At 69.9% G+C, this 25,077-nt stretch carries 25 protein-coding genes; 17 read left to right on the top strand and 8 right to left on the bottom strand.

Annotated features, from left to right (window positions below):
- Window positions 1-5: 5 nt before the first annotated feature.
- The 5 genes from paaC to C265_RS11535 all read left to right on the top strand — a co-directional run bounded on the left by paaC (window position 6) and on the right by C265_RS11535 (window position 4,186).
- Window positions 6-857 (top strand): 1,2-phenylacetyl-CoA epoxidase subunit PaaC, encoded by an 852-nt coding sequence (paaC, locus tag C265_RS11555; protein ID WP_010813468.1) that lies wholly within the window; start codon window positions 6-8, stop codon window positions 855-857.
- Window positions 858-888: 31 nt separating this feature from the next.
- A complete protein-coding gene (gene paaD, locus C265_RS11550; RefSeq protein WP_011616170.1) occupies window positions 889-1,449 on the top strand; it encodes a 1,2-phenylacetyl-CoA epoxidase subunit PaaD in 561 nt (186 codons plus the stop codon).
- A 27-nt stretch (window positions 1,450-1,476) separates the two neighbouring features.
- Window positions 1,477-2,562, top strand: a complete 1,086-nt coding sequence (paaE, locus tag C265_RS11545; protein WP_010813466.1) for a 1,2-phenylacetyl-CoA epoxidase subunit PaaE — start codon at window positions 1,477-1,479, stop codon at window positions 2,560-2,562.
- A gap of 194 nt (window positions 2,563-2,756) precedes the next feature.
- Complete coding sequence (locus C265_RS11540; RefSeq protein WP_010813465.1) at window positions 2,757-3,560, top strand: DUF1835 domain-containing protein; 804 nt, start codon at window positions 2,757-2,759, stop codon at window positions 3,558-3,560.
- Window positions 3,561-3,568: 8 nt separating this feature from the next.
- Window positions 3,569-4,186: a TetR/AcrR family transcriptional regulator gene (locus C265_RS11535; protein ID WP_010813464.1), complete on the top strand. Its 618-nt coding sequence runs from the start codon at window positions 3,569-3,571 to the stop codon at window positions 4,184-4,186.
- Window positions 4,187-4,213: 27 nt separating this feature from the next.
- Here C265_RS11535 and kefC read toward each other — a convergent pair whose 3' ends face one another.
- The gene (gene kefC / locus C265_RS11530; protein ID WP_010813463.1) at window positions 4,214-6,028 is read right to left on the bottom strand and encodes a glutathione-regulated potassium-efflux system protein KefC; all 1,815 of its coding nucleotides are present in this window, start codon (window positions 6,026-6,028) and stop codon (window positions 4,214-4,216) included.
- A complete protein-coding gene (locus tag C265_RS11525; protein WP_010813462.1) occupies window positions 6,025-6,579 on the bottom strand; it encodes an NAD(P)H-dependent oxidoreductase in 555 nt (184 codons plus the stop codon). The genes kefC and C265_RS11525 overlap by 4 nt, the downstream gene beginning before the upstream one ends.
- A gap of 333 nt (window positions 6,580-6,912) precedes the next feature.
- Here C265_RS11525 and C265_RS11520 point away from each other — a divergent pair, with 333 nt between their 5' ends.
- Window positions 6,913-7,611 carry a GNAT family N-acetyltransferase gene (locus tag C265_RS11520; protein WP_010813461.1) on the top strand — a complete coding sequence of 233 codons (699 nt, stop codon included), beginning with the start codon at window positions 6,913-6,915 and terminating at the stop codon, window positions 7,609-7,611.
- Between the two features lie 97 nt (window positions 7,612-7,708).
- On the opposite strand, the gene C265_RS11515 is transcribed toward C265_RS11520, so the two are convergent.
- From C265_RS11515 to C265_RS11495, 5 genes are all read right to left on the bottom strand, one after another.
- Entirely contained in the window at window positions 7,709-8,203 is a 495-nt protein-coding gene (locus C265_RS11515; RefSeq protein ID WP_010813460.1) for an Lrp/AsnC family transcriptional regulator, read from the bottom strand.
- Window positions 8,204-8,607: 404 nt separating this feature from the next.
- On the bottom strand, window positions 8,608-9,213 hold the full coding sequence (locus tag C265_RS11510; RefSeq protein WP_010813459.1) for an EF-hand domain-containing protein: 606 nt from the start codon (window positions 9,211-9,213) through the stop codon (window positions 8,608-8,610).
- Window positions 9,214-9,365: 152 nt separating this feature from the next.
- Entirely contained in the window at window positions 9,366-10,067 is a 702-nt protein-coding gene (locus tag C265_RS11505; RefSeq protein WP_010813458.1) for a type II secretion system protein N, read from the bottom strand.
- 114 nt (window positions 10,068-10,181) lie between these two features.
- Window positions 10,182-11,402, bottom strand: coding sequence for a globin domain-containing protein (locus C265_RS11500; RefSeq protein WP_010813457.1), 1,221 nt, complete (start codon window positions 11,400-11,402; stop codon window positions 10,182-10,184).
- Window positions 11,403-11,495: 93 nt separating this feature from the next.
- Window positions 11,496-11,948: an Rrf2 family transcriptional regulator gene (locus C265_RS11495; RefSeq protein WP_010813456.1), complete on the bottom strand. Its 453-nt coding sequence runs from the start codon at window positions 11,946-11,948 to the stop codon at window positions 11,496-11,498.
- Window positions 11,949-12,166: 218 nt separating this feature from the next.
- Between C265_RS11495 and gspG the strand changes: the two genes are divergently transcribed.
- The 11 genes from gspG (at window position 12,167) to gspF (ending at window position 23,704) form a co-directional block, all read left to right on the top strand.
- Window positions 12,167-12,634, top strand: coding sequence for a type II secretion system major pseudopilin GspG (gene gspG, locus C265_RS11490; protein WP_010813455.1), 468 nt, complete (start codon window positions 12,167-12,169; stop codon window positions 12,632-12,634).
- Window positions 12,635-12,663: 29 nt separating this feature from the next.
- Entirely contained in the window at window positions 12,664-13,164 is a 501-nt protein-coding gene (locus C265_RS11485; RefSeq protein ID WP_010813454.1) for a GspH/FimT family pseudopilin, read from the top strand.
- A complete protein-coding gene (gene gspI, locus C265_RS11480) occupies window positions 13,161-13,583 on the top strand; it encodes a type II secretion system minor pseudopilin GspI (RefSeq protein ID WP_011616178.1) in 423 nt (140 codons plus the stop codon). Before C265_RS11485 ends, gspI begins: the two co-directional genes overlap by 4 nt.
- Complete coding sequence (locus C265_RS11475; protein ID WP_010813452.1) at window positions 13,561-14,265, top strand: type II secretion system protein J; 705 nt, start codon at window positions 13,561-13,563, stop codon at window positions 14,263-14,265. Before gspI ends, C265_RS11475 begins: the two co-directional genes overlap by 23 nt.
- Complete coding sequence (gspK, locus tag C265_RS11470; RefSeq protein ID WP_010813451.1) at window positions 14,262-15,302, top strand: type II secretion system minor pseudopilin GspK; 1,041 nt, start codon at window positions 14,262-14,264, stop codon at window positions 15,300-15,302. Before C265_RS11475 ends, gspK begins: the two co-directional genes overlap by 4 nt.
- Window positions 15,303-15,572: 270 nt before the next feature.
- Window positions 15,573-17,000: a type II secretion system protein GspL gene (gene gspL / locus C265_RS11465; protein ID WP_010813450.1), complete on the top strand. Its 1,428-nt coding sequence runs from the start codon at window positions 15,573-15,575 to the stop codon at window positions 16,998-17,000.
- An 18-nt stretch (window positions 17,001-17,018) separates the two neighbouring features.
- Complete coding sequence (locus C265_RS11460; RefSeq protein WP_052181617.1) at window positions 17,019-17,627, top strand: type II secretion system protein M; 609 nt, start codon at window positions 17,019-17,021, stop codon at window positions 17,625-17,627.
- Complete coding sequence (locus C265_RS11455; protein ID WP_010813448.1) at window positions 17,627-18,436, top strand: type II secretion system protein N; 810 nt, start codon at window positions 17,627-17,629, stop codon at window positions 18,434-18,436. The genes C265_RS11460 and C265_RS11455 overlap by 1 nt, the downstream gene beginning before the upstream one ends.
- Window positions 18,437-18,470: 34 nt before the next feature.
- On the top strand, window positions 18,471-20,909 hold the full coding sequence (gspD, locus tag C265_RS11450) for a type II secretion system secretin GspD (RefSeq protein WP_010813447.1): 2,439 nt from the start codon (window positions 18,471-18,473) through the stop codon (window positions 20,907-20,909).
- Between the two features lie 8 nt (window positions 20,910-20,917).
- A complete protein-coding gene (gene gspE / locus C265_RS11445; RefSeq protein ID WP_010813446.1) occupies window positions 20,918-22,471 on the top strand; it encodes a type II secretion system ATPase GspE in 1,554 nt (517 codons plus the stop codon).
- A gap of 15 nt (window positions 22,472-22,486) precedes the next feature.
- Window positions 22,487-23,704: a type II secretion system inner membrane protein GspF gene (gspF, locus tag C265_RS11440; RefSeq protein ID WP_010813445.1), complete on the top strand. Its 1,218-nt coding sequence runs from the start codon at window positions 22,487-22,489 to the stop codon at window positions 23,702-23,704.
- An 81-nt stretch (window positions 23,705-23,785) separates the two neighbouring features.
- On the opposite strand, the gene C265_RS11435 is transcribed toward gspF, so the two are convergent.
- Entirely contained in the window at window positions 23,786-25,039 is a 1,254-nt protein-coding gene (locus C265_RS11435) for an NYN domain-containing protein (RefSeq protein WP_037024168.1), read from the bottom strand.
- Window positions 25,040-25,077 lie beyond the last annotated feature (38 nt).

Genomic DNA, 25,077 nt, shown 5'->3' with positions numbered 1-25,077 from the left:
GCACCATGACTGCGTCCCCACAGCCGACCGCGCCCGCCTCGCTCGACCACCTGCCGCCGGCACGCACTGCGGGCTTGCGCTACGTGCTGCGCCTGGCCGACAACGCCCTGGTCCTGGGCCAGCGCAACGCCGAATGGTGTGGCCACGGCCCGGTGCTGGAAGAAGACATCGCGCTGGCCAACATCAGCCTGGACCTGATCGGCCAGGCACGGCTGCTGTACGGCCGCGCCGGCGAACTGGAAGGCGAGCTGACCGGCCTGCCCCGCCATGAGGACGACTACACCTACTGGCGTGCCGAGCGCGACTTCCGCAACTGGACGCTGCTGGAGCTGCCGCACCGCGGCCCGCTGGCCGGCAACGCCGCAGCCGAGCGCGACTACGCCGTCACCATCATGCGCAACTTCCTGTACAGCGCGCTGATGGTCGAGCTGTGGGAAGCATTACTGGCCAGCCGCGACGACCAGCTGGCCGCGATCGCCGCCAAGTCGGTCAAGGAAGCGCGCTACCACCTGCACCACGCGGCTGGCTGGGTAGTGCGCCTGGGCGACGGCACCGAGGCATCGCACGCGCGCATGCAGCGCGCGCTGGAGCACCTTCTGCCCTATATGAACGAGTGCTTTGCCGAGGACGCGGTCGAAACCGAGGCCGCCACGCAGGGCATCGGCGTGGTCACGGCCACGCTGCGCCCGGCCTGGGACGCCACCGTCGCCGAGACGCTGCAGGCCGCCACGCTGGACTTGCCCCAGGCCACGAGCTTTGTCTCGACCGGCAAGCACGGCGTGCACTCCGAACACATGAGCTACCTGCTGGGCGAGATGCAGGGGCTGGCGCGGGCCCATCCGGGCGCGCAATGGTAAGCGCCCGCTTCGGCGCAAAGGGTTGACCAACATGAACATCGCCGCCCTCCCCCTGCGCAACGACCGCGCCACCGACGGCCGCATCGCGCGTGCATGGGCGGCGCTGGGGGCGGTGCCGGACCCGGAGATCCCGGTGGTATCGATCCGCGACCTGGGCATCCTGCGAGATGTTCTGACCGCCGCCGACGGCGCGCTTGAGATCGTCATCACGCCCACCTATTCCGGCTGCCCGGCGATGTCGCAGATCGCCGAGGACATCGGCCGGGCGCTGGACGGCGCCGGGCTGGCGCCGTGGCGCATCCGCACCGTGCTGGCGCCGGCCTGGACCACCGACTGGATCACCCCGGCCGCGCGCGAGCGCCTGCGCGCCTTCGGCATAGCACCGCCGGGCCAGTGCGGCACGCCGGCCGCGGCGCAGCCGCTGCGCTTTGTGCCTCGCGCCGCCCGCGCGGGCGCGCCCGATGCCGTGGCCTGCCCGCGCTGCGGCAGCATGCATACGCAGGAAATCTCGCGCTTTGCCTCGACCGCCTGCAAGGCGCTGTACCGGTGCCTGGACTGCCGCGAGCCGTTCGACTATTTCAAACCTTACTGAGCCCCGCCGGGCCGAAGCCAGGCTGCCATGACTCCACAGTTCCATCCGCTGCGCGTGGCGCAGGTGCGCCCCGAGACCGCCGACACGATTTCGATCGCCTTCGAGGTGCCGGACGCGCTGCGCGACGCCTACCGCTTCACCCAGGGCCAGTTCCTGACGCTGAAGGCGCCGGTCGAAGGCAAGGACCTGCGCCGCTCCTACTCGATCTGCTCGGCCGTGCAGGACTACGACGCGCACGGCGAGCTGCGCGTGGCGGTCAAGCTGGTCGAGGACGGACTCTTTTCCACGCACCTGCATGATTCCATCGCCCCGGGCCAGGTGATCGACGTGATGACCCCCGACGGTCGCTTTCACGTGCCGCTCGATGCCGGCGCCGCGCGCCACTACGTGGCATTTGCCGCCGGCAGCGGCATCACGCCGGTGCTGTCGCTGATCCGCACCACGCTGCAGGCCGAGCCGCACAGCCGCTTCACGCTGGTCTATGGCAACCGCAACGTCGACAGCATCATCTTCTCCGAGGCGCTGGAAGACCTGAAGAACCAGTACCTGGCGCGTTTCACGCTCTACCACGTGCTGTCGCGCCAGCCGCAGGAGGTGGACCTGCTGCATGGCCGGCTCGACCATGCCCGCGTGACCGCCTTCCTGCAGACCCTGATCCCCGTGGAAGACATCGACGCGGCCTTTGTCTGCGGGCCGGCCTCGATGATCGACGAGTCCGAGGCGGCGCTGCGCGACGCGGGCGTCGACCCGCACCGCATCCACGCCGAGCGCTTCGGTGTGCCGCTGGCCCAGGCCAGGCGCAAGCCGGCCCCGGCGCACGCCAACCATGCCGGCACCGCCGAGCTGGTGGTGGTGCTCGACGGCAAGCAGCACAGCATGCGCCTGCCGCTGGAAGACGCCGTGCTGGACACCGCGCTGGCAGCCGGCCTGGACCTGCCTTTTGCCTGCAAGAGCGGCGTCTGTTGCACCTGCCGCGCCAAGGTGCTGGAGGGCCAGGTGGACATGGAAAAGAACTACACGCTCGAGCCGTGGGAGATGGAAAAGGGCTTCGTGCTCACCTGCCAGGCGCGGGCGCTGACGCCGCGGGTGGTAGTCAGCTACGACGAACGCTGATCCGGGCACGCCGGGGCGTGTGTATTCAGACAATTGCCGACATTGGCCAGCACCGGCCGTGACTACAATGGCGGCAGGCGGCTTCGGGCTGGCGCGATGCTTGCAGGACAGTGACCGGGCGGGCGGCGATCGCGCCTGTCGCACCGCCGCCGCGGCGGTGCCAGCGAACCGTCCACCCATATACAATCACGGCCATGCAATATATCCACGTCGTCAACGGTGATGTAGCAGGCACGACCCTGCGCCAGGCCCTGGCCCAGGCTGCGCGGCCGGACCCTGTCGTGGTGCTGCGCGACGACCTGGCGGTAGGCCCGCTGGCCGACATCGACAGCACCGGCCTGATCCGCTCCGGCTTCTGGCAGCGGGTCGCCCCGCATACCGACATCGATTTCGGCGCCGAGATGCGCCAGGCGCTGGACCAGCTCCAGGGACTGCGCCAGGACAACATGGAAGTGGCCATCTGGCACGGCCAGAGCGCGGCTGACCAGCTGATGCTGCGCCGGGTGGTGTTCCACCTGTACCAGGCGCCGCAGCGGATCAATGAAGTCGCCATGGACCTGCGCGAGCTGGAAATGCCCGCGCAGGGCAACCTGGCGGCGATCGGCATGTACACGCCCGCGCGGCTGGCGCGGCGCTTTTCCACCATCGCCCCGGTCTCGGTGCTGCGCCTGGGCCGCCTCGGCTACGAGTGGCAGCAGAACGTCAAGGAAAACGCCGACGTGCGGCTCTGGAAGGGCAACACGCTGGTGCCGGCGGCCTACCACACCATCGACGAGATCATCATGGAACGCGCCCCGTCCGAGTGGACGCCCGCGGCGCAGATGGTGGGCAGCGTGATGGGCGCGATCGAGGGTCTGCTGGCCAGCGACTGGTTCGTGTTCTGGCGCTGCCGCGAGCTGATCGCCATGGGCCAGCTGGTGCTGCGCGGCAATGCTGACTCGCTCGATACCTGCGAACTGCGCCGCCATCTCGGCAGCGGTGGCACCGGCGGCGAATAAACGAGAATATGGCCCGTACCAAGGCACCCGATTTCGAGGCGCAGCGCGAGCAGATCCTGGACCTGGCCGCCGCCGCCTTTGCCAACAGCAGCTACCCCAGCACCTCGATGGCCGACCTGGCCGCCGCCTGCGGCACCTCCAAGGCGCGGCTGTACCACTATTACGAGAGCAAGGAAGCGATCCTGTTCGACCTGCTGGACCGCTACACGCGCCGGCTGATGCTGCTCGTCACTGAAGTGGAGGCCGACGCCGAGCGCCACGCGCGCACCGACAAGGAAGCCTTCGGCAACCTGATCCGCGCCTTCCTGGCCGAGTACGAGACCTCGCAGACGCGCCATATCGCGCTGATCAACGACGTCAAGTTCCTGGCCGAGACCCAGCGCGACCTGATCCTGGGCCGCGAGCGCGACGTGGTCGCGGCGTTCTCGCGCCTGCTGCGCCGGGCCTACCCGGAGCGCGTCACGCGCGAGAACCAGACCGCGCTGACCATGACCATCTTCGGCATGATCAACTGGACCTTCACCTGGCTCAAGCCGGGCGGCCGGTTGTCCTATGCAGAGTTTGCCGAGATGGTGGTCGACCTGCTCGAAGGCGGCCTGCCCGGCCGGGCCGCGGCCGCGCGCTGACGCGGCGCTGGCCCGCCGCCCTGCCGCTCACATCCACTCGGCCTCTTCGCGCTGACGCCGCTGCTCGCGGTCCTGGCGGAACATCTCTTCCAGTTCGTCGCGCGCCTGGCGCGCCAGCGAGACCAGCTTCTTCTGGTCGGTGTAGTGCGGATAGAAGCGGTCGATCGCCTGGATGTTGTGGCGCCGGAAACGCAGTGCCACGTTGCGGGCCTCGGCCGGATCGAAACCCAGCCCCTCCAGCACGCGGCGGCCCAGCATCAGCGAGCCCTCGAACATCTCGCGCTCGAACAGGTGCACGCCGCGGTCCTTGAGCTGGTAGACATGTGACACATGGCGCGCCCGGGCGTAGATCTGCAGTTCGGGAAAGCGCTGGCGCACGCGGTCGATCAGTTCCAGGCTTTCGTCCATGCCGTCGATCGCCACCACCAGGATGCGCGCGTCGGCAATGCCCGCGGCCTCCAGCAGGTCCAGCCGGGTGGCGTCGCCATAGAAGACCTTGAAGCCGTACTGGCGCAGGAACTCGATCTGGTCGGGGTCGTGGTCCAGCACCGTCACGCCCACGCCCTGGGTGTACAGCAGGCGGCCGACGATCTGGCCGAAGCGCCCGAAACCGGCGATCAGCACCGGATTGTGCTGCGGCGTGATGGCCTCGTCCGGGCGGGCCTTGCCGCTGCCCAGGCGCGGCGCCACCAGCCGGTCATAGGCCAGCAGCAGCAAGGGCGTGGCCACCATCGACAGCGCCACCACCAGCACCAGCAGGGCCTCGGTCTCGCGCGGCAGCAGGCCGGCGGTGCCGGCCACGCCGAACACCACGAAAGCGAACTCACCGCCCTGCGAGATCAGCAGCGCAAACAGCAGCCGCTGCCCGCGGGCGATGGCAAAATACCGCGCCAGCAGCGCCAGCACCGCGGTCTTGGCAACCACGAAGGCGGCCACCAGACCCAGCACCAGCCAGGGCGAGTGTGCCAGCACGGCAAAGTCGATCGACATGCCGACAGCCATGAAGAACAGGCCCAGCAGCAGGCCCTTGAATGGCTCCAGGTCGGCCTCGAGCGCATGGCGGTATTCCGAATCGGCCAGCAGCACGCCAGCCACGAAGGTGCCCAGCGCCATCGACAAGCCCACCGCGTCCATCATCAACGCAATGCCCACCACCAGCAGCAGCGCAAACGCCGTGAACATCTCGCGCATGTCGGTGCGGGCGATAAAGCGCAGCGCCGGGCGCACCAGGTAGCGGCCGCCGACCACCACCGCACCGATCACCGCCACCGCCTTGCCCGCCGCCAGCCAGCCGGCCGCGCCCGGACCCGCGCCTGCGGCGCCCTGCGTGGCCAGCAGCGGCAACAGCGCGATCATCGGGATCGCGGCGATGTCCTGGAACAGCAGGATGCCGAAGCTGGCGGCCCCCGCCGGCGTGCCGAACAGGTTGCGCTCGGTCAGTGTCGCCAGCGCGATCGCGGTGGACGACAACGCCAGTCCCAGGCCCGCCACCAGCGCCACCTGCCACGGCGCGCCCGCCAGCGCCGCGACCGCGCCGATCACCAGCGCGCACGCAGCCAGCTGCGCGCCGCCGTAGCCAAAGATGCTCCGCCGCAGCGCCCACAGCTTGCGCGGCTCCAGCTCCAGGCCGATGACGAACATCATCAACACCACGCCGAACTCGGAGAAATGCAGGATCGATTCGACATTGGTCACCAGGCGCAACGCAAACGGCCCGATCGCCGCCCCCGCCAGCAGGTAGCCCAGCACCGCGCCCAGGCCACTGCGCCGCGCCAGCGGCACCGCCACCACCGCCGCCACCAGGAACACCAGCAGCGCAATCAGGAAGTCGTGCTGGTTCATGCCTGTCCCCCCGCCGGCGCGGCGCCGGTGCCCAGCCGCCCGCAGACGTGGGCGATATGCTCGGCCAGCGCCTGGGCATCGGCATTGTTGGCGTCGTGCAGCACCACCGGCGGGAGCCAGCTCATGCCGCACAGCAAGGCGGTCTGTTCCAGCGGCAGCAGGAAGTCCCCGATCGGGTGGCCATGGGTGCCGTCCGGCCCGTAGGAATCGGCGGTGCCGCCGGTGCTCACCACCGCCAGCAAGGACTTGCCACGCAGCGCAGTGCCGCCGGGGCCATAGGCCCAGCCTGGCTCCAGCACCTCGTCGAGCCACAGCTTGAGCAGCGCCGGCACGCTGTACCAGCGCACCGGGAACTGCAGCACGATGGTGTCGGAGACCGACAGCACGCGCTGCTCGGCGACGACATCGATGTCATAGTCGACATAGCTGCGGTAGAGATCGCGTACCTGTACCTGCGGCAGCGCGGCCAAGGCATCGGCCAGCGGACGGTTGACGCGCGAACGGCTGGGCGTGGGGTGCGCGTAGATCACAACAATTGGGGGCTCGGTCATCAAAGGCGATCGGCTGGGCAAGGGGAAGTCAGACGGAGATGCGGGAGAACGCGGGATTGCGGCGTTGCACCAAATCCACATCTGGCACCACGCAACAATTCATCACATTTTCTCAAGCTTTTGATTTTATTCGATTTTTATTGATGCTGTGGTGAGACGGCGGCTTGCTGCGACGCGGGAAGCTTACGCCGAACTGACAATTCCACTACAATACTTTTGGCTCCGCATCAAGATGGTGTTTCCCCGAATCCTGCACCGAAGCAGGGAAAAGTGCCTGGAAAAACACCAACGCAGTGCTATGTTTATCTGTGATTGCACCTGGAAGGAAATAACGTGAATCCGCTCGAACTGAGCAAGGCCGTCGGCGCACTGACCGACGAAGATCTGCGCAAGGCAGCCGAAGCCGCACAGGCCACCCACCGCGCCACCGTACTGGTGCGCGAGCTGGCGGCCCACCACCGCTCGCGCCTGCTGAAGCATTTCCTCGCCCTGGGCGAGGAGGATCGCCTGCTCCGTTTTGGCCAGTCCGTGGGCGACCACGTGATCGAAGCCTATGTCGACAGCATCGACTTCGACCATGACAGCGTGTTCGGCGTCTACGACGACAAGCTCGAACTGATCGGCGTGGGCCACTTCGCCAACCTGCGCGACAACGCCCAGGGCCGCGTGGCGGAGTTCGGCGTGTCGGTGTCGGGCAGCGCCCGCGGGCGCGGCATCGGCAGCGCGCTGTTCGAGCGTGCCGCGATCCACGGCCGCAATACCAATGTGCGCACGCTGTACATGCACTGCCTGTCGCGCAACGCGGCGATGATGCACATTGCCAAGAAGGCCGGCATGAAGGTCCAGTACGCCTACGGCGAGGCCGATGCCTACCTGGAACTGCCGCCGGCCGACACCGCCAGCCGCCTGACCGAAGCGCTGGACGAGCAGCTCGCCGACCTGGACTACGCGGTGCGCCGCAACCTGCGCGACGCGCGCCGCTTCGGGCTGCGCTTCTGGCGCACCATGGTGCCGCAGAAGCACACTGCCTGAGTCCGCTGAACTCCCCGGGCCCGCTCAATGCGGGTTCCACGCCAACGGCGCATCGCAACGATGCGCCGTTCTTGTTTGCGGCCTCAGGTTCGCCGTATCAAGCCGCGCCGCCCACCGGCAGCGCCGTGGTGTCCTTGATGCTTTCCAGCGCAAAGCTGGAGCGCACGTCGATCACCGACGGGTGCGCCAGCAACTGCTCCTGCATGAAGCGCGCGAAGTGTTCCATGTCTTCCACGTAGACCTTGAGCAGCAGGTCCATCTCGCCGGTCATGGCGTGGCACGCGGCCACCTCCGGCCAGACCGCGATCGAGGCGCGGAACAGGTCCAGCGGAGCCTTGCCCTTGGGCGCGCCGCCATGCTTTTCCAGCCGGACATTGATATAGGCCAGCAGGCCAAGTCCGATCTTGTTGGGCTCCAGCAGCGCTGCGTACTGCCGGATCACGCCGATCTCCTCCAGCCGCCGGATGCGGCGCAGGCAGGGGCTGGGCGACAGGTTGACGCGCTCGGCCACCTCCAGGTTGGTCAACCGGCCGTTGGTCTGCAGCACTTCCAGGATCTTCCGGTCGATCTTGTCCAACTCCACCTTGCTCACGATATTGTTGCTCCGCAATATGTTTATTGGCAATTTTTTTGCGCAAATTTAGCAAGCCGTGCACAAGTACGCAATTTTTTGTGAAATTACGTCCGATTCAGGGCCGATTCTGATGAGCCGGTAGCCTTATCGGTCACTCGCGCGGCAGCCGGTCGGGCTGGGCAGACCTGTGGGGTGGCGCCACCGCAAATCGCGGCCGCGCGCTCCGCCGGCCGGAAGCAGGCAAGGATGGTGCCAAGCCCGGCAAACAGGGAAGCGGCATTCTACGGGCGTTTGCGGGCGAGGTCAGATTCTTCCCAGTGCGCGCACAAGGCGAACAGGCAAAGAAAAAGCGCGCGAACCCTAAGGCTCGCGCGCTTGGTGAGGCCTGGCAAGGTCCGCTGGCGCGGCCCTGCCTGGGCCGGTCAGCCGCCGCTGGTGGACGGGGCGCCCGGTGCCGCGGGCGCCGGCTGGCTGCCCGGTGCCGCCTGGCCACGCGGGCCGCGGTCGCCGCGGTGCGAATGGTCGCGGTGCATCTTTTCCATGCCGGCGCGGATTTCGTCGCGGGTCAGCTTGCCGTCGCGGTTGGCGTCGAGCTGGTCGAAGCGCTTGGCCAGGCGCGGCAGGCCGGCGTTGGCCTCAGCCTTGGTCAGCGCGCCGTCGCCGTTCTTGTCGGCAGCCTTGAACTTCTCGTCGAACGCTGCCTGCATGCGCGCATGGCGCTCGGCCATGGTGGCCTTGCGGTGCGCGTCCATCTCGGCCTTGTCGATCTTGCCGTCGCGGTTGGTGTCGAGCTTGTTGAACCAGGCGTCGGCTTCCGCCTTGGAGATCGCGCCATCGCCGTCGGTATCGATTGCCTTCATCCACATGCCGCCACCGTGGTGGTGGTGGTGACCCATGCCGGGCTTGCCGGCTGGCGCAGCGGATGGTGCCGGGGCGCTGGCCTGGGCAAATGCGCCACCGGCGACCAGGAGGGCGGCCGATGCGGCCAGGAACTGCTTCAGGATCTGCGGCTTGTGATTGCGTTGCATGTCTTGCTCCTTTTCATCACGTTTGGCATGTACGGATTAGAACGCAGACGATGCGGGGAAGTTGGCGCTTTTAATACGATGTTACCGGGCTCACAGAAAGGCCCGCGCGCCGTAAGGGAACGCAAGCAAGCGCGAATATTTCGCGCCCGGAATCAGTCCTTCGGCGCCAGCTGGCCTTCGCCGGCCGCCTGCGGCGCCATCGCCGGCTGGTACTGGCGCGGATCGACCGGTTGCGGCTGCGGTTGGGCGGGCTGGGCCTGCTGCGCTGGCGCCTGGCCTTGCGGCTGCTGGGCCGGTGCGGCGGGCTGGCTCACCACCGGTGCCGGGGGCGGCATCGGCGTTGCCATCGGTGCCGCGGCGCCGGCGGGCGGCGTGGGCAAGGCACCGGCCGCTGCCGGTGCGCCGCGCGTGGCACCGGCCTGCAGCGGCAGCACGATTTCCTGGCGCACGCCGCTGCGCTCGATCACCACCGCACGCTGGCGGATCTCCGCCAGCCGGATCTGCGGCGACAGCTCGGCGCCGGCGCGCACCGCCTTGGGCGGGCCGCCATCGATCGACACGATTGCCGCGCCCGCGCCGCCATCCACCTCGGCCACCACGCCGATCAGCTGCACGTCGCGCGGGCCGCCCTGCGCCGAGCCGCCGAACAGCGTCGCGACCGCGCCGGTCTCGACCGCCTCGGTCTGGGCCACGCGCGCGCTCTGCGGCACCGGGATGGTACGCATAGCGCTGAAGGTCAGCACCCAGTAGGTGGCGAGCGCACACAGCGCGATAAACAGCACCAGGCTGGCCAGGCGCGGCAGCCAGGGCGCGGAGGCATCGAAGCGGAGCGAAGGCCGGAGGGACAGTTGCATGGGATCGGGACCCTGGATACCCACAAGGCGGGCAATGGCGCGTGAGCGCAGACGCGCCAAGCGTACCAGAGCCCCATGACACTGTCTGCCGTGCCGGTGCCGCGCCGCCGCCCCTTAGAGCAGGTCGTCGAGCAGGTCCGGCCCGAACACCTCGCGCTCGATATGCGCCACCGGCACACCTGCGCTGACCAGCGCATGGCGCTGCGCCTGCATGAAGCCGAGCGGTCCGCACAGGTAGAAGCTGCCGTCGACAAAGCGCTGCAGGTCAGGCTGGCGCAGCAGTTCGGCCACCGGCATGGTGCCGGCGTGGTCGTAGTCGCGACCGGCGACGTCGCCCGCTTGCGGGGTTTCATAGCTGATGTGCGTGGCCAGCTGCGGCAGGCGCTCGCGCGCCCATTGCAGGTCGGCGCGATGGGCGTGGTGGCGGCCGTCGCGCGCGGCATGGGCAAACAGCACCTGGCGCTGCGAGCCTTGCGCGGCCAGCGTGCGCAACACTGACAGCATCGGCGTGATGCCGATGCCGGCAGACAGCAGCACCAGCGGACGGCGGCCGTCCAGCGCAGGCGTGAACTCGCCGAACGGCGCGCTCACCTTGAGTTCAGTGCCCTCCTGGGCATTGGCGTGCAGCCAGTTGGACACCGCGCCGGCCGGGGTGGCGCGGTCGCCGGCCTCGCGCTTGACCGAGATGCGCCAGGTCGGCAGCCCGCTTTCGGCAGACAGCGAATACTGGCGCAGCTGGCGCTGGCCGTCGTCCAGGTGCGCCTCGACGCTGATGTACTGGCCTGGGCGGAACGCGCGCAGCGGCTGGCCGTCAGCGGCAGCCAGCGTCAGCGCCACCACCTGGTCGCCCTGCGCCTCGCGCCGCACCACGCGCACCGGCGTCAGCTCGCCGGCGGCCACGCCAGTGCGCTGGTACAGGCGCGCCTCGGCGGCGATCAGCTCGCCGGCCAGCAACCAGTAGGCCTCGTCCCAGGCGGCCAGCAGCGGCGGCGTGGCGGCCTCGCCCAGCACCGCGGAGATGGCGCCCAGCAGGTGGCGGCCGACGATCGGGTAGTGCGAAGGCGTCAGGCCCACGGCCGCATGCTTGTGGACGATGCGCTCGAGCACCGGCCCCAGCGCCGCCGCGTTATCGATATTGGCCGCATAGGCGAACACGGCCGAAGCCAGCGACTGCTGCTGGCTGCCGTTGGCCTGGTTGCCCATGTTGAACATCTGCGTCAGCTCGGGCCGGTCCGCGAACATCTCGCGGTAGAAATGCGTGGTGATGGCCAGGCCGTGCTCGCGCAGCACGGGGACGCTTGCATCGATATAGGGGCGGGAAGCGGCGGACAGCATCAGGAAACACTCCGTTTTAAATCATGCAAATTAAATGCATGTTTTTGCTCAAAATAAAACCGGCTCTCGCCGGCCCGCACGGACAGGATCCGCTCAGGCCGAACGCCGGTTCAGGAAATCGCGATGCAGGCGGATGATCGACTCGGCCGTCTGGCTGCCGGTGACATCGGCCAGCGTGAGGTCGTCCAGGGCAAGGTAGAAAGCTTGCTCGGCCACGTCCAGCGCGCGCTTCAGGCGGCAGTTGCCGTTCAGCGCACAGGGCGGGTTGTCGCAGTCGATCACCGCCTTGTGCCCTTCCAGCTCGCGCAGGATGGTGCCGATGGTCAGCCGCTCGGCGCCGGGGCCCAGTTGCAGGCCGCCGTGGCGGCCGCGCGTGGCACTGATCCAGCCCAGCTTCGACAGCCGCGCCGCCACCTTGACGAGGTGGTTGTGCGAGATGCCGAACTGCTGCCCCACCTCGGCAATGGTGATCGGCCGGCTGCCGTCGCCACGGGCGACGTACATCAGCAGGCGCAACGCATAGTCGGAAAAGCGGGTCAGTTGCATCGTGACGCCATCTTAAAAAAGATGCATCCAGGATGCAAGTTATTTGACTGCCGGATGCCAGTTCTTAGTAACTGTGATCCGGATCAGACTTTGCCGAGGTGCCGAAGGGGCCGCCCATAAAACAGTCATGTGGCGCCGGTTATACTGACTGGCGAACCCGGCCCGACGCCCCCTCACCGGTGCGGGCCCAGCCATTCAAGCCAAGAGGTCCACCGACGATGCGCAGATTCACTCCCCAGATTGCCAGCCCCGCCCGTTCCGTGCGTGCCCGCCGTGCGCGCGGCTTCACCCTGATCGAGATCATGGTCGTGATCGTGATCCTTGGCGTGCTGGCGGCGCTGGTGGTGCCCAAGATCATGAGCCGTCCGGACGAGGCCCGCATCGTGGCCGCGCGCCAGGACATCTCGTCGGTCATGCAGGCGCTCAAGCTGTATCGCCTGGACAACAGCCGCTACCCCACCACCGAGCAGGGCCTGGCCGCGCTGGTGGCCAAGCCCACCACCGAGCCCGTGCCCAACAACTGGAAGGGCGGCGGCTACCTGGAAAAGCTGCCCAAGGATCCCTGGGGCCATCCGTACCAGTACCTGAACCCGGGCGTGCGCGGCGAGATCGACGTGTTCAGCTTCGGCGCCGACGGCCAGGCCGGCGGCAACGGCAACGACGCCGACATCGGCAACTGGGAATAAGCCCAGCCCCGCCGCCGCCCCCTGCAACCATGACCACGGCGCCGCGCCGCCGCGCGCCCGGCCCCCGGCGCCGCGGCTTTACGCTGCTCGAGCTGCTGGTGGTCATGGTGATCGCCGGCATCGTGATCTCGCTGGTGGCGGTCAACGCCTCGCCCAATGAACGGAGCCGCGTGCTCGACGACGGCCAGCGCATCGCGCGGCTGTTCGAGCTGGCGCAGGAGGAGGCGCAGCTTGGCGCCCGCCCGCTCGCCTGGGAGGGCGATGCCAGCGGCTGGCGCTTCCTGGAATCGACCCCCAACGGCTGGATCCCCATGCGTACCGACGTGTTTGCCCCGGGCCACTGGCGCCTGGCGCTGGACCAGGTCATCGTCGCCGAAGGGGGCCGCAGCACCGGCACCAGCAGCCCGCCCCGGCTGATCTTCGGGCGCGAGCTGATCGATGCCCCGCAGCGGCTGATCCTGGTGCGCGGCGATATCCGCGTGGACATTGCCGGCGACGGCAGCGGCCGCTATTTCGCCAGCACGCCATGAAACCCTGCCCTCGCGCTTTGCCCCGGCCGGCCCGGCGCGGGCGCCACGCCGGCTTCACGCTGATCGAAGTGCTGGTGGCGCTGACCATCCTGGCGGTCGCGCTGACCGCGGCGATGCGCGCGATGGGCTCGATGGTCGATGCCAGCGCGTCGCTGCAGGCGCGCATGCTGGCCGAGTGGAGCGCCGAGAACCACCTGGCCGCGCTGCGCCTGGCCAAGACCTGGCCCGAGCCCGGCGTCAGCGGCTATGCCTGCCCGCAGGGCGGCACGCCGCTGTATTGCGAGCAAGCCGTCTCGGGCACGCCCAATCCCGTTTTCCGCCGCGTCGAGATCGCGGTCTACCCGTCCGCCACGGACAAGTCCGTACGCCTGGCATGGCTGGTCACCATAGTCCCCAATGAAACCCGCAACGTGCTCTGAGCGCCGCCGCCAGCGCCAGCCCGGCGGCTTCACGCTGCTGGAGATGCTGGTCGCCATCACGCTGCTGGCGGTGATGGCGGTGATCGGCTGGCGCGCGCTGGACAGCCTGACGCGCAGCCGCGAGCGCCTCACCGACCACGATGCGCGCCTGGACGCACTGAAGCTGCTCTACGGCCAGCTCCAGGCCGATTGCGAGCACCTGGCCAACCCCACGCTGCTGCAGGCCAGCCCGGTCGAGATCGGCCAGAACCGGCTGCTGCTGGTGCGCGACCGCCGCGACGAAGGCCAGCCGCCGACCTGGCAGGCGCTGTCGTACCAGCTCGACGGCAATACCCTGGTGCGCGTGGCCGCGCCGCCGGTGAACAGCCGCGCCGGCCTGCAGTCGGCCCTGCTGGCGCTGCGCCAGGGCGGCAGCAACACCGCGCAGGTGCGGCGCGTGCTGGCCGACGTGGACGGCATCAGCACGCGCGCATGGGTGGAGCCCGCCGGCTGGCAGGCCGACAGCGGGCGCATCCGCAACGTGCTGTTCACAGGCAACGCCGCCAGCGCCGTGGCCGCCTCCGCGCCCGGCGCCGCGCTGCCCAACACCGCGGTGCGCGCGGTGGAACTGACCATCTTCGCCCGCATGGGCGACGGCGACGCGCCGCGGCAGTTCCAGAAGATCTGCATGACCGGGCTATGAGGCAAGCCAGCCGCCCGCCTCGCCTGGCGCAGTTGCGCCGCCGCCCGCGCGGCGCGGCCGTGGTCACCGCGCTGCTGATCGTGACGCTGGCCGTGGTGGTGGTGTCCGGCATGCTGTGGCGCCAGCAGGTGCAGATCCGCGCCATCGAGAACCAGCGGCTGCTGGCCCAGGCCACCTGGATCGAGCGCGCCGCCGTGGACTGGGCGCGGCTGATCCTGCGCGACGACCAGCGCCGCACCAACGTCGACGAACTGGGCGAGCCGTGGGCGGTGCCGATCGCCGAGACACGGCTGTCGGACTTCCTCGGCGCGGCACTGCGCACCGACGTCGCGGGCGAGACCTCGTTCCTGTCGGGCCGCATCCTGGATGCGCAGGCGCGCCTGAACCTGGCCAACCTGGTGATATGGACCGCCACTGGCGGCGCAGACGGCAAGCCAGGCCGCGCGGCCTCGGTCGACCCGGCGGCGCTGGCCGCATACCGCCGCCTGCTGCAGACGGTCGGCCTGAACCCGGAGCTGGCCGAGACCACGGCGCGCTACATGCTGCAGGCCGCGCAGGGCGGCAATGCCAGCGGGCAGCCGGCGCCGCGCCCGCTGGACAGCGTGCAGGGGCTGATGGCGCTGCCCGGCTACACGCCGGAGATGGTGGCGGTGCTGGAGCCCTTTGTCACCGTGCTGCCCGAGCGCACGCCGGTCAACGCCAACACCGCCGAGGCCGAGGTGCTGGCCGCGGTCATCAACAAGCTGCCGCTGGAGCGCGCGCGCGAACTGGTGCGCCAGCGCGACCGCGCCCACTTCAACAACCTGGGCAACCTGCAGACCCAGCTGGCCGCGGTGGCACCGCAGGCGGATGCCGCCAACCTCGGCAACCTGCTCGACGTGCGCACGCACTACTTCCTGGTCTATGGACTGGTGCGGCACGAGCGCGCCACCCGGCTGCAGGTGTCGCTGGTCTTCCGCGGCGAGCCGCTGGGTACGGCCAACACCACCCGCGTGGTCTGGATCCAGGATGCGGACCGGCTGCCGGACCTGCGCTAGGCGGCGCCCACCAGGCCAGGCGACAGGCCGAATCTGCACGCGCAGGCAACCGGGGAGAATGGTATTGACGCGGTTTAGTCACACAGGCAAGGTATGCTGCGGCGCTGGCGCGAGCGTGGCACCAGCCTACCCGCCGCCGTCCGGCCTTCCTGGCCGCCCGCCGGCGTCCCCGCACCCCGGCATGTTTCCGACTCCGGGGCGATCCAGGGCGCATCCCAACCGGCCATGCGCCTGCCCGAGCCGTTCCATTGACGCCAAAGCAAGGAAACCTTGAGCACCACCCTGTACGTCCGCCTGCCACACCGGCCGCATGACCAGCCGCAACCGTGGCAGTTCGGCACCCTGCCGTTCGCGCTGGTGCGCACTGCCACGGCCGATACGGCGCGGCGTGGCCAGGCCCGTGCGACGCCGGAAGTGTTGCGCGAAGGCCACGCCCGCATCGCTGACCTGCCCGCGGCCGAGCGCCTGGTGCTGATCCTCGCCGCCAGCGACGTACTGCTGACCACCGCCAGCGTGCCGCCGCTGCCGCCCGCCCGTTTGAAACAGGCGCTGCCCAACCTGGTCGAGGACGCGCTCGCGACCGAGGCGCAGCCGTGCCATATCGGCGTGGGCCCTGCCCTCGACGGCAGCACCGCGCGCGGACCGCGCCAGCGGCTGCTGATGGTGGCCGACCGCGCCTGGCTGCGCGCCGTGCTCGACGCCTTTGCCGAACACCGCCACCGGCGCCGCCATGTGCTGGCCGCGCAGCTGTGCGTGCCGCTGGCTTCCGCCGCTGAAGCCGGCACCGAGCCGTCACTGGCGAGCGCCGACGCGCCGCCGCCGGCGGCCGCGCTGGTGGTCGAAGCCGCCGCCAGCGCCCTCGCCCGGAGCGGCGAGTTGGGCGATGAGTTAGGCGGCGAGCTGCCCGGCACCGGCTCCGACGCCGCGCGCCAGTGGCAGCTGACCGTGCGCACCGGCGCACACGCCGGCTACGGGTTGCTGCTGGGCGACGATGCCTTGGCCGCGTGGCAGGCGCTTGCACCCGCCGGCACCTGGTATGCCGATGCCGACGCTGCCGCCGCGGCGCCGGTGCCCGACCTGCGCCAGGCCGCCCGCGCCAGCTGGCAGCTGTGGATCGAAGGCGCGCAGGAATGCCTGCGCGAGCCGGCGCTGGACCTGGCGCAGTTTGAATTCGCGCAGGGCCGGGCCGACCGCTGGAACCTGGTGGCATGGCGCGTGCCGCTGGCATTGCTGGCGGGCATCGTGCTGGTGCAGGTCATTGGCATGAACACGCACTGGCTGCTGTTGCGGCGCGAGCAGCAGCGGCTGGAAGCCGCGCAGCTGCAGGCGCTGCGCGGCGCCTTCCCGCAGATCCAGACCGTGCTCGACGCGCCGCTGCAGATGCGGCGGCAGGTCGAGCAGCTGCGCACCGCCAGCGGCCGCAGCACGCCGGAAGACTTCCTGCCGCTGGCCGACCGCTTTGCCCAGGCCGCGCGCAGGCTGCCGCCCGACGCGCTGCAGGCGCTGGAGTACCGCGGCCGCATGCTGGTGGTGACGCTCAAGCCGGGCACGGACACGGCCGGACTGCGCAGCGCCGCGCGCCAGGCCGGGCTGCAGATGGAAGAAGACAAGGCCGGAGGTGCCGCTGGCAGTACCAGCAGCAGCGCAGGCACCCCGGTGACGCCCGGCTCGCGCTGGACCGTCAGGCCCGGCCTGTAAGCGGGCCCACCAGCAAGCATGAATCCGATGAAAGACACAGCCCGAAGCCAGACGCCACGCGCCAGCCGGCCAGGCGCGACCTCTGCGCTGCGCACGCGCCTGGCGCGGCTGCGCCCGTCCGTGCCGCAGGCGTGGCAGGAGCGCTTCAACGCCTTCTGGTCGGCGCGCAACCCGCGCGAACAGGCCATCCTGGCCGGCGGCGGCGCCCTGCTGGCGCTGGTGATCGGCTACCTGGTGCTGTGGGAACCGGCCGCCGACGGCCGCGAGCGCCTGGCGCGCAACCTGCCCAAGCTGCGCGCCGACCTGGCCGAAATGGAATCCCTGGCGCAGGAAGCCCGCGGCCTGAAGGCCACGCCGGCGCCGGCGCTGCGCGGCGACGCGCTCACGCAGGCGCTGCAGGACAGCCTGGGCCAGCACGGCCTGAAGGCGACCCGGCTGGCCGCCGGCGCCGACAACAGCGTGCAGGTGCAGCTGGACAAGGTGCCGTTCGGCGCGGTCAGCGGCTGGCTGCAGGACGTGCGCCAGCAGCAGCGCATGAAGGTGATCGACGCCCGTATCGTCTATGTCGGCGCCACGGCGCTGGTGAACGTCAGCGCGACCCTGCAGGGTCCGGGCGGCCGCAGCTGATGGTACGGCTGGAAACGCTGCGCCTGCCGCGCCGCAAGCTGCGCCAGCCGGCCGCAGGGCGGCGCCTGCGCTGGCTGGGGCTTGGCCTGGCGAGCGCCGCGGTGACCGTGGTGGCGATGCTGCCGGCGGCATGGATCGCCGCGCGCGTGGCCACGCAGACGCAGGGACGGGTACTGCTGGCCGATGCCAGCGGCTCGCTCTGGCATGGCAGCGCCACGCTGGCGCTGTCGGCCGGCGCCGGCAGCCAGACCGCGACCGTGCTGCCGGGCCGGCTGCAATGGACGCTGGCGTTCTGGCCGCTGCTGGGCGGCAGCGCGCGCCTGGTGGTGAGCCACTCCGAGGCCATGGCCGCGCCGGTCGCCATCACCGTGACACCCGGCGGCTGGAGCGCACAGGCAGGCGCCATGCGGCTGCCCGCGGCGCTGCTCGAAGGCATCGGCGCGCCGTTCAATACGCTGCGCCCGGACGGCCTGATGCGCGTGGACTGGTCCACGCTGCAGGGCCGCTTTTCGGGCCAGGGCATGAGCGGCCATATGACGCTGCGCATCGAACAGGTGTCGTCGGCCGTGAGCCGGCTGCGCCCGCTGGGCAGCTACCGCGCCGAACTCGACTGGACCGGCGAGGGCGGCGGCAAGCTGCAGCTGAGCACCATCGCCGGGCCGCTGCACCTGGAGGGCAGCGGCACGCTGGGGCGGCAGGCGCGCTTCGAGGGCACCGCGCACGCCGAGCCCGAAGCGGCAACCCAACTGACCAGCCTGCTGAGCCTGCTGGGACGACGAGACAACCATGTGACAAGGCTGCGCTTCTGATGCCAGGCCAATCCAGGAGCGCCCGGAAATGACTATGAAAACCCACGCCATCCGACCTGTTTTCCATACCGCCTGCGCCCGCGCCGTGGCCCTGCTGTGCGGGCTCTCGCTGCTGGCGCCCGCGCCGCTGTGGGCCCAGTCCGGCGCGCGCACCGGCACCCCGCCCGCGCCACCCGACATCACGCCGTCCAACCGCGACCAGGTAGTGCTGAACTTCGTCAACGCCGACCTGGATTCGGTGATCAAGGCGGTCGGCCAGGCCACCGGCAAGAACTTCGTGATCGACCCGCGCGTGAAGGGCACGGTCAACCTGGTCACCGAGCAGCCGGTCTCGCGCGCGCAGGCGCTGCAGACGCTGGGTTCGGTGCTGCGCATGCAGGGCTATGCCATGGTCGAGAGCAACGGCTTCACCAAGGTCGTGCCCGAGGCCGACGCCAAGCTGCAGGGCTCGCCCACCGTGATCGGCGCCAGCCCCAGCCGCGGCGACCAGGTGGTGACGCAGGTATTCCGGCTGAACTATGAATCGGCCAACAACCTGGTGCCGGTGCTGCGGCCGATGATCGCGCCCAACAACACCATCACCGCCTACCCGGCCAACAACACGCTGGTCATCACCGACTACGCCGACAACCTGCGCCGGCTGGCGCGCATCATCGCCGCGGTCGATGCGCCGGCCTCGGGCGAGGTCGAGCTGGTGCCGCTCAAGCATGCGCTGGCCAGCGATACCGCGGCGGTGCTGCAGAAGCTGCTCGACCCCGCCGCCGCGGGCGCCGCCGGCGGCGGCGCACCGGGAGCCGATGCCAGCCTGCGCACCTCGGTGGTGGCGGAGCCGCGCAGCAATTCGCTGATGATCCGCGCCACCAGCCGCGCGCGCCTGCAGCAGGCGCGCCACCTGATCGAGAAGCTCGACCAGCCCTATGCACGCCCGGGCAATATCTGGGTAGTGCCGCTGAAGAACGCCGATGCGGTCAAGCTGGCGGCCACGCTGCGCGCCATCGTCGCCGCCGACAGCAGCTTCGCCAGCGCCACCCAGCCCGGCGGGCAGGCCGGCGGCATCGGCGGCGCGGCGGGCATGACCAATGTCTCGACGCCTGCCGGCGGGCAGTTCACCGGCGGCGCCACCGGCACCCAGGCCGGCATGCGCGGCGGCACCGGCGCGTCCGGAGGCACGGGCGGCGCCTATGGCAACTCGGCCTTCGCCGCGTCGTTCGGCACCAGCACCCAGCCGACCACCGGCGGCATCATCCAGGCCGACCCGTCCACCAACTCGCTCATCATCACCGCCAGCGAACCGGTCTACCGCAACCTGCGCGGCGTCATCGACGACCTCGACGCGCGCCGCGCGCAGGTCTACATCGAATCGATGATCGTCGAGGTGACCTCCACGCAGGCCAGCGAGCTTGGCATCCAGTGGCAGGGCCTGATCAGCTCGCCGGGCGGCAACAACAACGTCTTTGCCGGCACCAACTTCGGCACCGGCGGACAGAACATCCTGAACCTGACCCTGGCCGGGGCGCTGGCCGACAGCAACCGCACCGCCGGCATCGCCGCGGCGCAGGGGCTGGTGCAAGACATCGGCGGCCTCAACCTGGGCATCGTCAACAAGGCCATGGGGCTGGGCGCGCTGTTGCGCGCGCTGGGTTCCAACGGCAGCGTCAACCTGCTGTCCACGCCGAACCTGATCACGCTGGAGAACGAGGAAGCCAAGATCCTGATCGGCCAGAACATCCCGATCACCACCGGCTCCTATGCCCAGACCGGCGGCGCGGCCTCGGTCACGCCGTTCCAGACCTTCGACCGCAAGGACGTGGGCATCACGCTGCGGGTGAAGCCGCAGATCACCGACGGCGGGCTGGTGAAGATGCAGATCTTCCAGGAGTCGTCGAACGTGGTGCAGGCAACCGCCAACCTGATCCAGGGCCCGACCACCAATGTGCGCTCGATCGAGACCAATGTGCTGGTCGACGACGGCCAGATCATCGTGCTGGGCGGCCTGATCGAGGACTCGTACGGCGACGGCGTGCAGAAGGTGCCGCTGCTGGGCGACATCCCATGGATCGGCGGCCTGTTCCGCTACGAGAACAAGAACCGCGCCAAGACCAACCTGCTGGTGTTCCTGCGCCCCTATGTGATGCGCACGGCCGGCGCCGCCGACCGCCTGACGCAGGACCGCTACGACTATATGCGCGCGCAGCAGCAGGGCTTTGTTTCGCCTAACATGATGGTGCGTGATACCAACACGCCGTTGCTGCCGCCGGCCGACGCCCCGTCCACGCCGTTCGTCGATCCGCGTGCAAACGGTCCGCTTGCCGCCCCGCTGCCGCTGCAGCAGACCCTTCCGCAGAATGCCCCGCAGCCCGGCGTGCCGGGCCAGCCACAGCCCATGCAGCCGGCACCGCAGCAGCTGCCGCAACCACCGGCGAACGCATCCCAGCCGCTGAACCCGCGCGGCGAGTCTGCGCTCCAGAACTAAGCCCCGACATGGCCAGCGAAGTCCAAACTGCCCTGCCCGCCGGCACCAGCGCGCCGGCCGAGACCCTGGAGCCGCCCTCGCCGTTGGCGGCGCGGCTGGTCTCGTACGGCTTTGCGCGCGAGGCGCCGCTGCTGGTCGCGCACCAGCGCCCTGACGGACTGGAAGTCTGGGTGACCCGCGCCACCTCTCCGACCGCGCTGGCCGAGGTCGCGCGCGTGCATGGCGCGCTGCGCCTGCGCGTGCTGGAGCCCGACGCGCTGGAGCGCGCCATGGCCGATGCCTACAACCGCCAGGACGCCGGCAGCGCCGCGCAGGTGGTGGGCGAGGTCGAAGGCGAAGTCGACCTGTCGCGCCTGATGCAGGACATCCCGGCGGTGGAGGACCTGCTTGAATCCGAGGACGACGCGCCGATCATCCGCATGATCAATGCGCTGCTGACACAGGCCGCGCGCGAAGGCGCCTCGGATATCCATATCGAGCCGTTCGAGTCGTCGTCGGTGGTGCGCTTCCGCGTCGACGGCACGCTGCGCGACGTGGTGCGGCCGAAAAAGGCGCTGCACGGCGCGCTGATCTCGCGCATCAAGATCATGGCGCAGCTCGACATCGCCGAGAAACGCCTGCCGCAGGACGGCCGCATCACGCTGCGCGTGGGCGGGCGCCCGGTCGACGTGCGGGTCTCGACCCTGCCCACCGGCCATGGCGAGCGCGCGGTGCTGCGCCTGCTGGACAAGGAAGCAGGCCGGCTCGACCTGGCCAAGCTGGGCATGGCGCCCGGCACGCTGCGCGGCTTCGACCACCTGATCCGCCAGCCGCACGGCATCGTGCTGGTGACCGGGCCGACCGGCTCGGGCAAGACCACCACGCTGTATGCGGCGCTGTCGCGGCTGGATGCGCGCACCACCAACATCATGACGGTCGAAGACCCGATCGAGTACGACCTGGACGGCATCGGCCAGACCCAGGTCAACGCGCGCATCGACATGACCTTCGGCAAGGCCCTGCGCGCGATCCTGCGCCAGGACCCGGACGTGGTCATGATCGGCGAAATCCGCGACCTGGAAACCGCGCAGATCGCGGTGCAGGCCTCGCTGACCGGCCACCTGGTGCTGGCCACGCTGCACACCAACGACTCGGCCTCGGCGGTGACGCGGCTGGTCGACATGGGGATCGAGCCGTTCCTGCTGTCGTCGTCGCTGCTGGGCGTGCTGGCGCAGCGGCTGGTACGCCGCCTGTGCCAGCACTGCAAGCGCGAGGAAGTGATCGAGGTCACTGCCGCCGAGGCCGAGGTGCTGCACGCGCAGGGCAAGCCGCTGCAGACCGTGTGGCACCCGGTGGGCTGCGACAAGTGCGGCCAGTCCGGGTACCAGGGGCGCATGGGCGTCTATGAGCTGCTGACCGTCGGTGACGAGATCCGCACCATGATCCACCGGCAGGCGCCGGAGTCCGAGATCAAGCAGGTGGCACTGGCGCACGGCATGCACACCATGCGCGGCGACGCGCAGCGCTGGATCGACAGCGGCGCGACCTCGCTTGAGGAAGTGCTGCGCGTGACGCGCGACTAAAGCGGAGCCGCCCGGATGCCAGCCTTCCGCTATGAAGCCGCCGACGCCGCCGGCAAGACCGACCGCGGCGTGATCGAGGCCGACAGCCCGCGCCAGGCGCGTTCGCAGCTGCGCGCGCGCGGGCTGACACCGCTGACCGTCGACCCGCTCGCCGGTGCCGGCCTGGCGCCGCGCAGCGGCAGCCAGCTGTTTGCGCGCAAGCTGTCGACGCAGGAACAGGCGCTGTTCACGCGCCAGCTGGCCAGCCTGATCGTGGCGGGGCTGCCGCTGGACGAGGCGCTGGGGGCACTGGCCGACCAGGCCGAGCGCGCCTATGTGCACGAGCTGCTGGCCGGCATCCGCGCCGAGGTGATGGGCGGCAGCTCGCTGTCGGTGGCGCTGGCCCAGCATCCGCGCGACTTCCCCGACATCTACCGTGCGCTGGTCTCGGCCGGCGAGCACTCCGGCCACCTGGGACTGGTGCTGGAGCGGCTGGCGGGCTATATCGAGTCGCGCAATACCCTGACCTCCAAGATCCGGCTGGCCTTCACCTACCCCGCCATCGTCACGGTGGTGGCATTCGCCATCGTGATCTTCCTGCTGTCGTACGTGGTGCCGCAGGTGGTGAGCGTGTTCGCCAATACCAAGCAGAAGCTGCCGATGCTGACCATCATCATGCTGGCGCTGTCGGACTTCGTCCGGAACTGGTGGTGGGCAGCGCTGGCGGTGCTGGCGGCGGCAGCGTTCACGATCCGCAGCGTGCTGAAGCAGCCCGCGGTGCGGCTGGAATGGCACCGCTGGCTGCTGACCGCGCCGCTGCTGGGCAAGCTGATCCGCGGCTACAACACCGCGCGCTTCGCCGGCACGCTGGCGATCCTGGTGTCGGCCGGCGTGCCGATCCTGCGCAGCCTGCAGGCGGCGGGCGAGACGCTGACCAACGAGGCGCTGCGCGCCAACGTGGAAGACGCCAACACGCGCGTGCGCGAAGGCGCCTCGCTGGCGCGCGCGCTGGCGGCGCAGAATCAGTTCCCGCCGGTGCTGGTGCACCTGATCCGCTCCGGCGAGGCCACCGGCAATCTGCCGGTGATGCTGGACCGCGCCGCGCAGGGCGAGGCGCAGGAACTGGAACGCCGCACGCTGTTCCTGACCAGCCTGCTGGAGCCGCTGCTGATCCTGACCATGGGCGTGGTGGTGCTGCTGATCGTGCTGGCGGTGCTGATGCCGATCATCGAGATCAACCAGCTGGTGCGGTAAGGACCTCTGCCAAAGAAAACGCCGGCGCGAAGCCGGCGTTTTCTTTGGCGGGCAGGGCCGGCATGGCGCCGGCCGGCCACATCACTCCGCTTTCTTGGCCGGGCGCTTGCGCGTCTTCCTGGCCGGTGCCCGGGCGGGCGCCGCCTCGGCAGTGGCTGCCTCCGGCTGGGGCTGGGCCTCTGGCTGCGGTTCAACCTGCGCCGACAGCACTGTCGTGCCCGGCGCGGCAAAGATCGACTGGTCGATCGGCCACGGGGTTTCGCTCAGCGTCACGTCGGGGCGGCGCGTGGCGCGCTTGCGTGCGGGGCGGGCCTTGGACTCAGCCTGCGGCGCTGCCTCCGCCGCCGGCTCGGCCACTTCGGCGGCGACGACGGAAAGCTCGATCTCGGGTTCGCGCACTGGCACAGGCTCAGGCGCCGCCTCTGGCTGGGCCACGGCGGGCGCAGGCGGATCCGCGGGCACGGGCGCCGGTGCCGGCTGGCGGCGTGCTTCAGGCTGCGCCGGACGCTGCTGCTGTTGCGGTTGCGACTGCTGCTGGCCGCGGCCATCGCCCTCGCCACCGCCCTTGGCGCGCTTCTTCAGGCGCACCCAGATGGTCTTGTTGTTGCCGCCGTTGCGGGTCTCGACTTCGAACAGGCCGGTGGCCTGCACCAGCTCCGAAAGCTTGCCGTACCCGTAGTTGCGCGAATCGAATTCCGGCGCCTGCTTGGCGATGTGGTTGCCCATGCTGCCCAGCGTCAGCCAGCCATCCTCGTCCGACACCGCCTGCGCCGCACTCTGCAGCAGGCGCACCAGGCGCGAATCCTGGCGCAGCTCGCCGGTGCTGCGCTTGCGCGTGGGCGCGGCAGCCCCGTCGACGCCTTCGGTCCCTTCCGTATCCGCATCGGCGCGCAGGACGTCGGAGTAGATGAACTTGTCGCAGGCGGTGACAAAGGGCTTGGGGGTCTTGCGCTCGCCAAAGCCGTACACGGTCAGCCCCTGCTCGCGGATGCGCGAGGCCAGCCGGGTGAAGTCGCTGTCGCTGGAAACGATGCAGAAGCCGTCGAAGCGCCCGGTGTACAGCAGGTCCATGGCGTCGATGATCATGGCGCTGTCGGTAGCGTTCTTGCCCACGGTGTAGCGGAACTGCTGGATCGGCTGGATCGAGTGCGACAACAGCCGCTCCTTCCATCCGGCCAGGTTGGGCCGGGTCCAGTCGCCGTAGATGCGCTTGACGGCGGCCACGCCGTACTTGGCGACCTCGGCCAGCAGGCCTTCGACGATGGCGGGCGCCGCGTTGTCGGCATCGATCAGCACGGCCAGGGTCGCGGTGCCCTGGCGGGGGGAATTGGTCATGTTCAGGTAGTCACTGGTTTGCCCGTCCCATGCGTGCA

It is taken from the genome of Cupriavidus sp. GA3-3 (assembly GCF_000389805.1).
GTDB classification, from domain to species: Bacteria; Pseudomonadota; Gammaproteobacteria; order Burkholderiales; family Burkholderiaceae; genus Cupriavidus; species Cupriavidus necator_D.
This window is presented reverse-complemented; position numbering and strand designations above follow the sequence as displayed.

What these genes read in the sequence shown, in the direction of transcription:
- gspD (WP_010813447.1), top strand. Translation starts at nt 18,471, where the DNA reads ATGAAAACCCACGCCATCCGACCTGTTTTCCATACCGCCTGCGCCCGC.
- gspI (WP_011616178.1), top strand. Translation starts at nt 13,161, where the DNA reads ATGAAACCCTGCCCTCGCGCTTTGCCCCGGCCGGCCCGGCGCGGGCGC.
- C265_RS11535 (WP_010813464.1), top strand. Translation starts at nt 3,569, where the DNA reads ATGGCCCGTACCAAGGCACCCGATTTCGAGGCGCAGCGCGAGCAGATC.
- paaC (WP_010813468.1), top strand. Translation starts at nt 6, where the DNA reads ATGACTGCGTCCCCACAGCCGACCGCGCCCGCCTCGCTCGACCACCTG.
- C265_RS11495 (WP_010813456.1), bottom strand. Translation starts at nt 11,948, where the DNA reads ATGCAACTGACCCGCTTTTCCGACTATGCGTTGCGCCTGCTGATGTAC.
- C265_RS11455 (WP_010813448.1), top strand. Translation starts at nt 17,627, where the DNA reads ATGGTACGGCTGGAAACGCTGCGCCTGCCGCGCCGCAAGCTGCGCCAG.
- paaD (WP_011616170.1), top strand. Translation starts at nt 889, where the DNA reads ATGAACATCGCCGCCCTCCCCCTGCGCAACGACCGCGCCACCGACGGC.
- paaE (WP_010813466.1), top strand. Translation starts at nt 1,477, where the DNA reads ATGACTCCACAGTTCCATCCGCTGCGCGTGGCGCAGGTGCGCCCCGAG.
- gspF (WP_010813445.1), top strand. Translation starts at nt 22,487, where the DNA reads ATGCCAGCCTTCCGCTATGAAGCCGCCGACGCCGCCGGCAAGACCGAC.
- C265_RS11510 (WP_010813459.1), bottom strand. Translation starts at nt 9,213, where the DNA reads ATGCAACGCAATCACAAGCCGCAGATCCTGAAGCAGTTCCTGGCCGCA.
- C265_RS11485 (WP_010813454.1), top strand. Translation starts at nt 12,664, where the DNA reads ATGACCACGGCGCCGCGCCGCCGCGCGCCCGGCCCCCGGCGCCGCGGC.
- C265_RS11475 (WP_010813452.1), top strand. Translation starts at nt 13,561, where the DNA reads ATGAAACCCGCAACGTGCTCTGAGCGCCGCCGCCAGCGCCAGCCCGGC.
- kefC (WP_010813463.1), bottom strand. Translation starts at nt 6,028, where the DNA reads ATGAACCAGCACGACTTCCTGATTGCGCTGCTGGTGTTCCTGGTGGCG.
- gspK (WP_010813451.1), top strand. Translation starts at nt 14,262, where the DNA reads ATGAGGCAAGCCAGCCGCCCGCCTCGCCTGGCGCAGTTGCGCCGCCGC.
- C265_RS11525 (WP_010813462.1), bottom strand. Translation starts at nt 6,579, where the DNA reads ATGACCGAGCCCCCAATTGTTGTGATCTACGCGCACCCCACGCCCAGC.
- C265_RS11460 (WP_052181617.1), top strand. Translation starts at nt 17,019, where the DNA reads ATGAATCCGATGAAAGACACAGCCCGAAGCCAGACGCCACGCGCCAGC.
- C265_RS11540 (WP_010813465.1), top strand. Translation starts at nt 2,757, where the DNA reads ATGCAATATATCCACGTCGTCAACGGTGATGTAGCAGGCACGACCCTG.
- gspG (WP_010813455.1), top strand. Translation starts at nt 12,167, where the DNA reads ATGCGCAGATTCACTCCCCAGATTGCCAGCCCCGCCCGTTCCGTGCGT.
- C265_RS11500 (WP_010813457.1), bottom strand. Translation starts at nt 11,402, where the DNA reads ATGCTGTCCGCCGCTTCCCGCCCCTATATCGATGCAAGCGTCCCCGTG.
- gspE (WP_010813446.1), top strand. Translation starts at nt 20,918, where the DNA reads ATGGCCAGCGAAGTCCAAACTGCCCTGCCCGCCGGCACCAGCGCGCCG.
- C265_RS11505 (WP_010813458.1), bottom strand. Translation starts at nt 10,067, where the DNA reads ATGCAACTGTCCCTCCGGCCTTCGCTCCGCTTCGATGCCTCCGCGCCC.
- C265_RS11435 (WP_037024168.1), bottom strand. Translation starts at nt 25,039, where the DNA reads ATGACCAATTCCCCCCGCCAGGGCACCGCGACCCTGGCCGTGCTGATC.